Consider the following 9,252-nt stretch of genomic DNA (forward strand, 5'->3'; position numbering starts at 1 on the left):
GGATGGGTCGTTCCACCCGCCGGGGTGGCCCGGGCGGGCCGGGCGGCGGGTGCCCTAGCGTGGCGGCATGATCGTCGCCTTCTCCCTGTCACCGATGTCCAGCGACCCGACCGGTTCGGTCACCGACGCGGTGGCGGCCGCCGTCCGCGTCGTCCGCGAGTCCGGCCTGCCCCACGAGACCAACGCGATGTTCACCAACATCGAGGGGGAGTGGGACGAGGTGATGGCCGTGGTCAAGCGGGCCGTCGACGCGGTCTCGGCGGCCTCGCCGCGCGTCGGCCTGGTGCTCAAGGCCGACATCCGACCCGGCTACGACGGCCAGTTGACCGCGAAGGTGGAGCGCATCGAGGAGGCGCTGCGCGATGCACAGTGAGACCCGCAGCTATCGCACCGGCAGCGACGAGGTCGTGCTCGACCTGACGCAGGACGCCGTCGAGTTCGTCGCCGACCGGGGCGACGGACTGCTGCAGGTGTTCGTCCCGCACGCGACGGCCGGCATCGCGGTCATCGAGACCGGCGCCGGGTCGGACGACGACCTGCTGGCGGCCCTGCGCGACCTGCTGCCCCTCGACGACCGGTGGCGCCACCGCCACGGCTCCCCGGGCCACGGTCGCTCGCACGTGATGCCCGCGATCGTGCCGCCCCACTGCACGGTCCCGGTCCTGGGCGGGCGGCTCGCGCTCGGGACCTGGCAGAGCATCTGCCTGGTCGACCTCAACGTCGACAACGACGAGCGCGAGGTGCGCTGGTCGTTCCTGGAGGGGTGACCGTGGACGTCACGATCCGCGAGGCCGGCAACGTCGACACCCCGGCGGTGGAAGCGGTCGTCGAGGCCGCCTTCGGCGACCATGGTGCCTCGGTCAACGACGTGATGGCGCTGCTGCGCGGGGTCGAGGACATGGCGGTGGAGCTCGTCGCCGAGTCGGACGGCGAGGTCGTCGGCTGCGTTGCCCTCTCACGCGCGTGGCTGGACGCCCGGGAGCGGCTTGTCGACGTCCTGGTGCTGAGCCCCCTCGCAGTGGCGCCCGACCATCAGCGGCAGGGGATCGGCGGCCGCCTGCTCGCCCAGGTCCCCGACGTAGCCGAGCGGCTCGGTGCACCCCTGGTCTTCCTCGAGGGCGCCCCCGACTACTACGGCAGCCGCGGCTGGAGCGCGGCCTCAGTCCATGGACTCGAGCGCCCGTCCCGTCGCATTCCCGAGCCCGCCTGCCAGGTGCTCCTGCTGGGCAGGCACGAGCCGTGGATGACCGGTCGCCTGGTCTATCCCGACGTCTGGTGGCGGCTCGACCTGGTCGGGCTGCGCGACCCTGACCTCGCCGAGATCGAGAGGGAGCTGGGGTCAGGCTAAGAAAGCGAACACACGTTCGATAGACTGGCCGGGTGTTCCCCACCCCCCAGCCCCGCCAGCGGCCGACGCCGCCGCAGGGCCACGCGGGCGTCGCGCCCCCGGGCTGGCCGCGGCAGGTGCGACCCCCCGATGCGCCCGACTGGGAGGTCACAGCGGCCAGCTGGCTGCTCGACCTGTGCCCGCCCGACTACCGCCGCTTCTCCGGCCTGCGCCGACACGTCGTGGTCCTCGCTCGTTTCGCCGTGCTCCACGTCGAGGCACAGCAGCTGGCGACCCGCCGCGGGCTCAGCGAGATCCGCGGCGACCTGAAGGACGTGGCTGACGAGGCGGTCGTCCTGGCGGCGGTGCAGACCTTCCAGCTCGAGGACGCCCGTCTGCTCGGCGTACGACGCGAGGTGGGGCTGGTCGAGGACGCCCTGCGGGGGCGTCGCTACCGCGTGCGGATGTGAGCGGTCGCTAGGGTCGCCCGATGCACAGGTTCGCCGCCGTCGCCGTGATCGATCCGCGCGGGCAGCTGCTGATGCAGGAGCGCGGCGACGACGCGCTGCACGAGCCCGGTCGCTGGGGCTACCCCGGCGGCGACCTCGAGGCCGGCGAGGACTTCGTCGACGCGGCCGTCCGCGAGCTCACCGAGGAGACGGGTCTCGTCGTGGACGCCCGCGACCTGGAGTCGCTGGGGGTGCGGCAGTTCCGCAGCGACGGTTGCGCCGGGGACGACGAGTTCGAGCTGTTCGCCGTCCGCACCTCCGCCGCGGCGTCCGAGGTCGCGTGCGGCGAGGGCGTCCGGATGGCCTTCGTCGACCTCGCTGACGTCGCCGACCGACCGCTCCACCGGGCGACGCGGCTGACCCTCGACGCGGTGCGCGAGTGGCACGCGGTGCCACCTCCCGTCGACTTCGTCCAGGTGGCCCTCGTCGACCCCCGCGGGCGCGTGCTCATGCAGGAGCGCGACGACCGCGCCCCCGCGTGGCCGGACATGTGGTGCCTCCCGGGCGGCGGGCTCGAGCACGGTGAGCAGCCGGTCGACGGGGCGGCGCGCGAGCTGGCGGAGGAGACCGGCGTCGTGGTGGACCCTGCCGACCTCGACGACCTCGGCCGGTTCACCCAGTCGACCCACCGTTACGGCGTCTTCGCTGCGCGTACGACGCTGGGGGACGACGACGTCGAGTGCCACGAGGGCCGGCAGATGGTCTTCGTCGCCACCGAGCGGCTGTCCGAGCTCGACGTCATCCCGGCCACGCGCCTGGTGGAGCCCCACCTTCGTGACTGGGCAGCGGCCCATCCCTTCGACCGCGGTCCCGACCCGAGGCGCTTCGCCGGGATCATCCTCGTCGACCGCCGCGGCTGGATCCTGCTGCAGGAGCGCGACGAGTTCCCGCGCATCGACCCGGAGAAGTGGGGCCTGGCCGGCGGCCACGTCGACCCGGGCGAGGACTTCGAGCCTGCCGCCCACCGTGAGCTCGAGGAGGAGACCGGCGTGCGCCTGCCTGCGGGCGGGCTGCAGCTGTTCCGCGAGTTCGTGGTCGACCACCGCGAGGCCTACGGCACGTGGGACGTCATGCAGGTCTTCGTCGCCGCCACCGACCTGACCGACGCCGACATCGACTGCCGCGAGGGACGCCAGATCGTCTTCGTCGACCCGGCTGTGGCGCGCGGGCTCGACCTCAGCTCGGCGGCCACCGACATCGTCCCGGCCTTCCTCGACAGCGACGTCTACGCCAGCATGGCGCCATGACCGCCCAGACCCTCACCGTCCACCCCGTCCCGTCGATGGGGGCGGAGGACGTGCTCGTCGCGCCCGACGGCACCGTCTTCACCGGCACCGAGGACGGCGCGATCTGGGCGCTCGACCCCGCGACGGGAAGCACCCGCCGGGTCGCCGACACCGGCGGTCGCCCGCTCGGCATCGAGCTGCTTCCCGACGGCGACCTCCTCGTCTGCGACGCGAAGCGGGGCGTGCTGCGGGTGTCGCCCACGACCGGCGCCGTCGAGGTGCTCGTCGGCGAGGTCGGCGGTGAGCCGATGAGGTTCTGCAACAACGCCGCGGTCGCCGGCGACGGCACCGTGTGGTTCAGCGACTCCTCGCTGCACTACGGCGTGGAGCAGTGGAAGGACGACTTCGTCCAGCACACGCGCACCGGTCGGCTGCTGCGCCGCGACCCCGACGGCTCGGTCGAGGTGGTGCTCACGGGGCTGGCGTTCGCCAACGGCGTCGCCCTGGCCGCCGACGAGTCCTACGTCGCCGTGGCCGAGTGCCGCGGCCGCACGGTCGTACGCCTCTGGCTGGCCGGCCCGCGCGCGGGGGAGCGCGACCACCTCGTCACGGACCTCCCGGGCTACCCCGACAACATCAGCCGGGGCAGCGACGGGCTGATCTGGGTCGCGGTCGCGAGCCCGGTCGACGGCCTCGTCGAGCGGCTCGGCACGGCCCTGATGCCGCTGCGCAAGGCGGTCACCCGGATCCCCGAGGCGCTCCAGCCCAAGCCCGCGCGGACGATCCGCGTGCAGGCCTACGACGACGACGGCCGGCTCGTCCACGACCTCGACCTGCCGGGCCCCGAGCGCGGCGCCGGCTACCACATGGTCACCGGCGTCCGGGAGCACGACGGCAGGCTCTGGCTGGGGAGCCTCCACGAGCCGGCGGTGGCGGTCCTCGACCGTCCATGAAATAGACTCTCGCCCCATGGCTCTCCTCGACTCGATCGGCTCCCCGAGCGACCTCCGCGGGCTCTCCGCGGAGCAGCTCGACGAGCTCGCTGCCGAGATCCGCGACCTGATGATCCGCACCGTCGCGACGAACTCGGGGCACCTCGGCCCCAACCTCGGCGTCGTCGAGCTGACGCTTGCCATCCACCGGGTCTTCGACTCCCCGCGCGACCGGGTCGTCTTCGACACCGGCCACCAGTCCTACGTGCACAAGCTCGTGACCGGTCGTCACTCCGACTTCGCCACCCTGCGCAAGGAGGGTGGCATCAGCGGCTACCCCAGCCAGGCCGAGTCCGACCACGACATCGTCGAGAACTCGCACGCCTCCACCGCGCTGTCCTACGCCGACGGGCTGGCCAAGGCCTACGCCATCCGCGGTGAGGACCGGCACGTCGTCGCGGTGATCGGCGACGGCGCCCTCACCGGCGGCATGGCGTGGGAGGCGCTCAACAACATCGCGATCGCGAAGAGGAGCCGCCTCGTCATCGTCGTCAACGACAACGAGCGCTCCTACACCCCGACCATCGGCGGGCTCGCCACCGCGCTCACCTCGCTGCGCACCAACCCGCGCTACGAGCAGGTCCTCGACCTGGTCAAGAAGCGGCTCAACGCCGTCCCCGGCGTCGGGCACGCGGCCTACGACGCGCTCCACGCCGTCAAGAAGGGGATGAAGGACGCGCTCGCCCCGCAGGGGCTGTTCGAGGACCTCGGCCTCAAGTACGTCGGCCCCGTCGACGGCCACGACCGCGCCGCGATGGAGCAGGCGCTGACCAACGCGAAGCGCTTCGACGGCCCCGTCATCGTCCACGCGCTCACGCGCAAGGGCCAGGGCTACGACCCCGCCCTGCGGCACGAGGCCGACCAGTTCCACGCCCCCGGCCCCTTCGACGTGCAGACCGGTGCGGAGAAGCCCAAGGGCAAGATCTGGACCGACCACTTCTCCGAGGCGATCGTGGACCTCGGCGCCCGCCGCGAGGACGTCGTGGCGATCACCGCGGCGATGATGCACCCCGTCGGTCTCGACGTGTTCGCCGAGAAGTACCCCGAGCGCACCTTCGACGTCGGCATCGCCGAGCAGCACGCGGTCACCTCCGCCGCGGGGCTGGCGATGGGCGGCCTCCACCCCGTCTTCGCGGTCTACGCGACCTTCCTCAACCGCGCCTTCGACCAGGTCCTGATGGACGTCGCGCTGCACAAGTGCGGCGTCACGTTCGTGCTGGACCGCTCGGGTGTCACCGGCGACGACGGTGCGAGCCACAACGGCATGTGGGACATGTCCATCCTCCAGGTCGTCCCCGGCCTGCGGCTCGCCGCGCCCCGTGACGTCACGCGGCTGCACGAGCTGCTCGACGAGGCCGTCCTGGTCGACGACGCCCCGACCGTCGTCCGGTTCCCCAAGGGTCCGCCGCCCGCGGACGTGCCGGCCATCGACCGGGCCGGAGGCGGCGACGTGCTCGTCCGCTCGGGCGACCGTGACGTGCTCGTCGTCGCGGTCGGCTCGATGGCGACCACGGCCGTCGAGGTCGCCGCGCGGCTCGCCGACCAGGGCATCGGCGTCACCGTCGTGGACCCGCGCTGGGTCAAGCCGGTCGACCCCGCCCTGATCGACCTCGCGCGCGAGCACCGGCTCGTGGTGAGCGTCGAGGACAACGGGCGCGTCGGCGGCTGCGGCGCGACGCTCCTGCAGGCCCTCAACGACGCCGGCGTGCGTACGCCGTTCCGCCTGCACGGCATCCCGCAGGAGTTCCTCGACCACGCCAAGCGCGACGTGATCCTGGCGCGCATCGGCCTCGACGCGCAGACCCTCGCCCGGTCGATCGTGGAGGACGTCACCGCCCTCGACAGCAGGCCCAGCGTCGTCGAGGTCGACCACACCGCCTGATCAGCTTACGGAGCGGCGAAGTGCAGGCCGGCCGGCAGCTGGAACTCGCCGAGCGCCGGCAGGTGCTCGCCGGGTGCGCAGGCGCCGGTGAGCGCGTCGCAGGTCAGGAGCCAGCCGTCCATCGACGCCTCGTCGTCCATGCCGTCGAAGGCGAGCGTCGCCACGGTGGTCGGGTCGAGCCACTGGTAGCCGACCGCCCACTCGTGGCCGTGGTCCAGCGTGACTCCCCGGCCCGTCGTGGTGTCGACGACCTTGCCGATGTCCGCGTCGTCCAGCGACAGCAACCCGGCGTCGGGGGAGAGGTCGGCGAACTCGCGCGCTGACACGTGCAGGGTCGTGCCCTCGCGTTCGAGGAGCACCGTCCGGCCCGGGGCGGTGCGGACCAGGGTGCCGGACTCGGCGTCGAGGACCACCGCGCGCGGGTCCGTGCCGATGGTGCGGTAGCTGCTCGGCGTCGACGGCTGCCAGGCGTACACCCCGGCCGAGTCGGCGAGGTAGACCTCGGCGCCGTCGATCGCCGTCACGCGCGGCCGCTCACCGGGGAGGGCCGGCCCCCGGGCGGTGGCCCCGTCCGTCACGTCGTAGCGCTCGACCCGTCGGTCGGCCCCGACCCAGGCGACGAACGTGCCGTCCGACACGAGCTCGGCGAGGTCGGTGTCCGGCGACATCGTCTCGCCGACGACCCGGTCGCGACCGTCCTGCCACAGGTGCACGCGGTGGCCGGGATCCGTGTAGACGACGTCGTCGCCGACCCACACCCAGGCCCGGACCTCGGCGGCAAGGTCGACGGTCTCTCCGCCGGCCGTGTGCAGCGTCCGTCCGGTCGTCCAGGTCAGGGGCTGGACACCGGCCGGGGGACTGCCCGCGACCTGCCCGTCGTCCCCGCCCCGGGTGCCGAGCAGCGCGGCTCCGGAGACCACGGCCACGACGGAAGCCGCAGCCACGCCTCCGACGACGGCGGCGCGCCGGCGGCGTACGACTCGCTCGCCGTCGCGGGCGATGGCGGCCAGGTCGACCTCCGGCGGCTCGAGGTGGTCGGCACGGTCGCGCATCAGATCGTTCAGCAGCCCGGTCATCGGGTCACCTCCAGCGGGTCGGGGGGGAAGAGGTCGGGGTCGGCGACCCGGTCGCCGAGGCGCGTGCGGAGAGTGCGGAGGCCGGTGGAGACCTGGCTCTTGACGGTGCCGACGGCACAGCCGAGGACCGCCGCGGTCTGGACCTCGGTGAGGTCCTCGTAGAAGCGGAGCACGATCGCAGCACGCTGCCGCGGCGGCAGGGCCTGCAGCGCCTGCCAGAGCAGGTCCCTGGTGGCCACGTCGTCGTCGTGACCGGCCCCGACCCGCTCGGGCACGGTGTCGACGGGGCGCTCGCCCCAGCTGCGGCGGCGGTACCAGGTGATCGCCGTGGTCGTGATCGCCTTGCGCGTGTAGGCGTCGGCCTTGCTCGGGTCGCGCAGCCTCGGCCACGCGACGTACGTCTTGGTGAGCGCCTCCTGGAGCAGGTCCTGGGCGAGGCCACGGTCGCCGACCAGGAGGTACGCCGTGCGGTGCAGCGAGGCCGACCGGGCGGCGACGAACTCGGCGAAGGCTGCCGGATCTCGTCGTGGCATCGCTGGGTCCTGACTGCTCGGGGGTGCTCACCCCTACCGACGATCCCAGCACCCCGGATGGTTGGGTCACCCGCGACACGCGAGACCGGGAGGCGCGGGAGGGCCGGTCGGGTCTACCTTGCAAGGATGAGTCTCTTCCGGACCAAGTCAGTCGAGCAGTCGATCGCCGAGACCGAGGAGCCCGAGCACCGCCTCAAGAAGAACCTCGGTGCACTCGACCTCACGATCTTCGGTGTCGGCGTCATCATCGGCGCCGGCATCTTCGTCTACACCGGCCTGGTCGCCGCGACCAACGCCGGACCGGCCATCTCGGTGTCGTTCCTCATCGCCGGACTGGCCTGCGCGCTCGCGGCCCTCTGCTACGCCGAGTTCGCCTCGACGGTGCCCGTCGCGGGGAGCGCCTACACGTTCTCGTACGCCACCTTCGGCGAGCTGATCGCCTGGATCATCGGCTGGGACCTCGTGCTGGAGTTCACGGTCGGTGCCTCGGCGCTGGCCGTCGGCTTCTCCGGCTACCTCACGGCCCTGCTGGACGGCACTCCGCTCGAGATCCCGGCGACGTTGACCTCCGCCAGCGACGGCGTCGTCAACCTCCCGGCGATCGTGATCACCCTGGTCTGCGCCTCGGTCCTGATCGGCGGCATCAAGCTCTCCAGCCGGGTCAACCAGATCGTGGTGGCCATCAAGCTGAGCGTCGTCRCCCTCGTCATCATCGTCGGCATCGCGCACGTCAAGACGTCCAACTACACCCCCTTCATCCCGCCGAGCCAGCCCTCCTCGGGCGCGGACGCCTCCGCCTGGAAGACCCCGCTGATCACCTCGATCTTCGGCCTCGAGCCGGCGGTCTTCGGGATCGCCGGGGTGATCGCCGGTGCCGCCATCGTGTTCTTCGCGTTCATCGGGTTCGACGTCGTGGCGACCACCGCCGAGGAGACCAAGAACCCGCAGCGCGACGTCCCGATCGGGGTGCTGGCGTCGCTCGCCATCGTGACGGTCCTCTACATCGCGGTCTCCCTCGTCATCACCGGCATGCAGAACTACCGCGACATCGACCCCGATGACGCGGCACCCCTCGCGACGGCGTTCGAGAACGTCGGGTTGCACTGGATATCGGACCTGATCGCCATCGGGGCCACCATCGGGCTGACCGTTGTCGTGCTGATCCTGATGATGGGCCAGACGCGGGTCGCCTTCGCGATGGCGCGTGACGGTCTGCTGCCCGTCGGCCTGGCCAGGGTCCACCCGACGTTCGGCACGCCGTACCGCATCACCGCGGTGACCGCGGTCATGGTCTCGGTGCTGTCCGGCTTCGTGCCGTTCGAGACGCTGGGCGACCTGGTCAGCATCGGCACGCTGTTCGCCTTCATGCTCGTCAGCGTGGGCGTGCTGATCCTGCGCCGGACGCGCCCCGACCTGCACCGCTCGTTCCGGGTGCCGGGGATCTACGTCGTCGCCACCGCGTCGGTGCTGCTGTGCGGATACCTGATGCTCAACCTGATCGCCGAGACCTGGTTCCGCTTCCTGGTCTGGATGGCCATCGGGCTCGTCGTCTACTTCGCCTACGGCCGCTCCCACAGCCGGCTCGGACGCGGGGACTACGACAAGCACACGCGTCCTGCCGACGCCGCTGCCGACCCCAGCTCCTGACGTCGAGCCGGCGCGTCCTGGCGCCGAACTGACGTCGAGTCGGCGCATCCTCCCGCAGGA

Annotated in this window: 10 protein-coding genes; 8 read left to right on the plus strand and 2 right to left on the minus strand. The window is 72.3% G+C overall.

Features of this window, described 5'->3' with window-relative positions:
* Positions 1-67 precede the first annotated feature (67 nt).
* From AC1DP1_RS11990 to dxs, 7 genes are read left to right on the plus strand one after another with little or no spacing between them, the layout of a single operon-like run.
* Positions 68-373, plus strand: coding sequence for an MTH1187 family thiamine-binding protein (locus tag AC1DP1_RS11990; protein ID WP_477507045.1), 306 nt, complete (start codon positions 68-70; stop codon positions 371-373).
* On the plus strand, positions 363-767 hold the full coding sequence (locus AC1DP1_RS11995; protein ID WP_300053131.1) for a YjbQ family protein: 405 nt from the start codon (positions 363-365) through the stop codon (positions 765-767). The genes AC1DP1_RS11990 and AC1DP1_RS11995 overlap by 11 nt, the downstream gene beginning before the upstream one ends.
* A gap of 2 nt (positions 768-769) precedes the next feature.
* Complete coding sequence (locus AC1DP1_RS12000; RefSeq protein WP_477507046.1) at positions 770-1,348, plus strand: GNAT family N-acetyltransferase; 579 nt, start codon at positions 770-772, stop codon at positions 1,346-1,348.
* Between the two features lie 32 nt (positions 1,349-1,380).
* Complete coding sequence (locus AC1DP1_RS12005) at positions 1,381-1,797, plus strand: hypothetical protein (protein ID WP_477507047.1); 417 nt, start codon at positions 1,381-1,383, stop codon at positions 1,795-1,797.
* Between the two features lie 20 nt (positions 1,798-1,817).
* Positions 1,818-3,083, plus strand: a complete 1,266-nt coding sequence (locus tag AC1DP1_RS12010; RefSeq protein ID WP_477507048.1) for an NUDIX domain-containing protein — start codon at positions 1,818-1,820, stop codon at positions 3,081-3,083.
* Positions 3,080-4,015, plus strand: a complete 936-nt coding sequence (locus AC1DP1_RS12015; RefSeq protein ID WP_477507049.1) for an SMP-30/gluconolactonase/LRE family protein — start codon at positions 3,080-3,082, stop codon at positions 4,013-4,015. The genes AC1DP1_RS12010 and AC1DP1_RS12015 overlap by 4 nt, the downstream gene beginning before the upstream one ends.
* 16 nt (positions 4,016-4,031) lie before the next feature.
* Positions 4,032-5,936: a 1-deoxy-D-xylulose-5-phosphate synthase gene (gene dxs / locus AC1DP1_RS12020; RefSeq protein ID WP_477507050.1), complete on the plus strand. Its 1,905-nt coding sequence runs from the start codon at positions 4,032-4,034 to the stop codon at positions 5,934-5,936.
* A gap of 5 nt (positions 5,937-5,941) precedes the next feature.
* Here the strand turns inward: dxs and AC1DP1_RS12025 are convergent, their stop codons facing one another.
* Together AC1DP1_RS12025 and AC1DP1_RS12030 are read right to left on the minus strand one after the other, a co-directional pair.
* Complete coding sequence (locus AC1DP1_RS12025; RefSeq protein WP_477507051.1) at positions 5,942-7,012, minus strand: hypothetical protein; 1,071 nt, start codon at positions 7,010-7,012, stop codon at positions 5,942-5,944.
* Entirely contained in the window at positions 7,009-7,545 is a 537-nt protein-coding gene (locus tag AC1DP1_RS12030) for a SigE family RNA polymerase sigma factor (RefSeq protein ID WP_477507052.1), read from the minus strand. The genes AC1DP1_RS12025 and AC1DP1_RS12030 overlap by 4 nt, the downstream gene beginning before the upstream one ends.
* Positions 7,546-7,671: 126 nt before the next feature.
* On the opposite strand from AC1DP1_RS12030, the gene AC1DP1_RS12035 reads away from it, so the two are divergent.
* The gene (locus tag AC1DP1_RS12035) at positions 7,672-9,192 is read left to right on the plus strand and encodes an amino acid permease (protein ID WP_477507053.1); all 1,521 of its coding nucleotides are present in this window, start codon (positions 7,672-7,674) and stop codon (positions 9,190-9,192) included.
* Positions 9,193-9,252: the final 60 nt, after the last annotated feature.

Source organism: Nocardioides sp. P4_G10 (assembly GCF_056401175.1).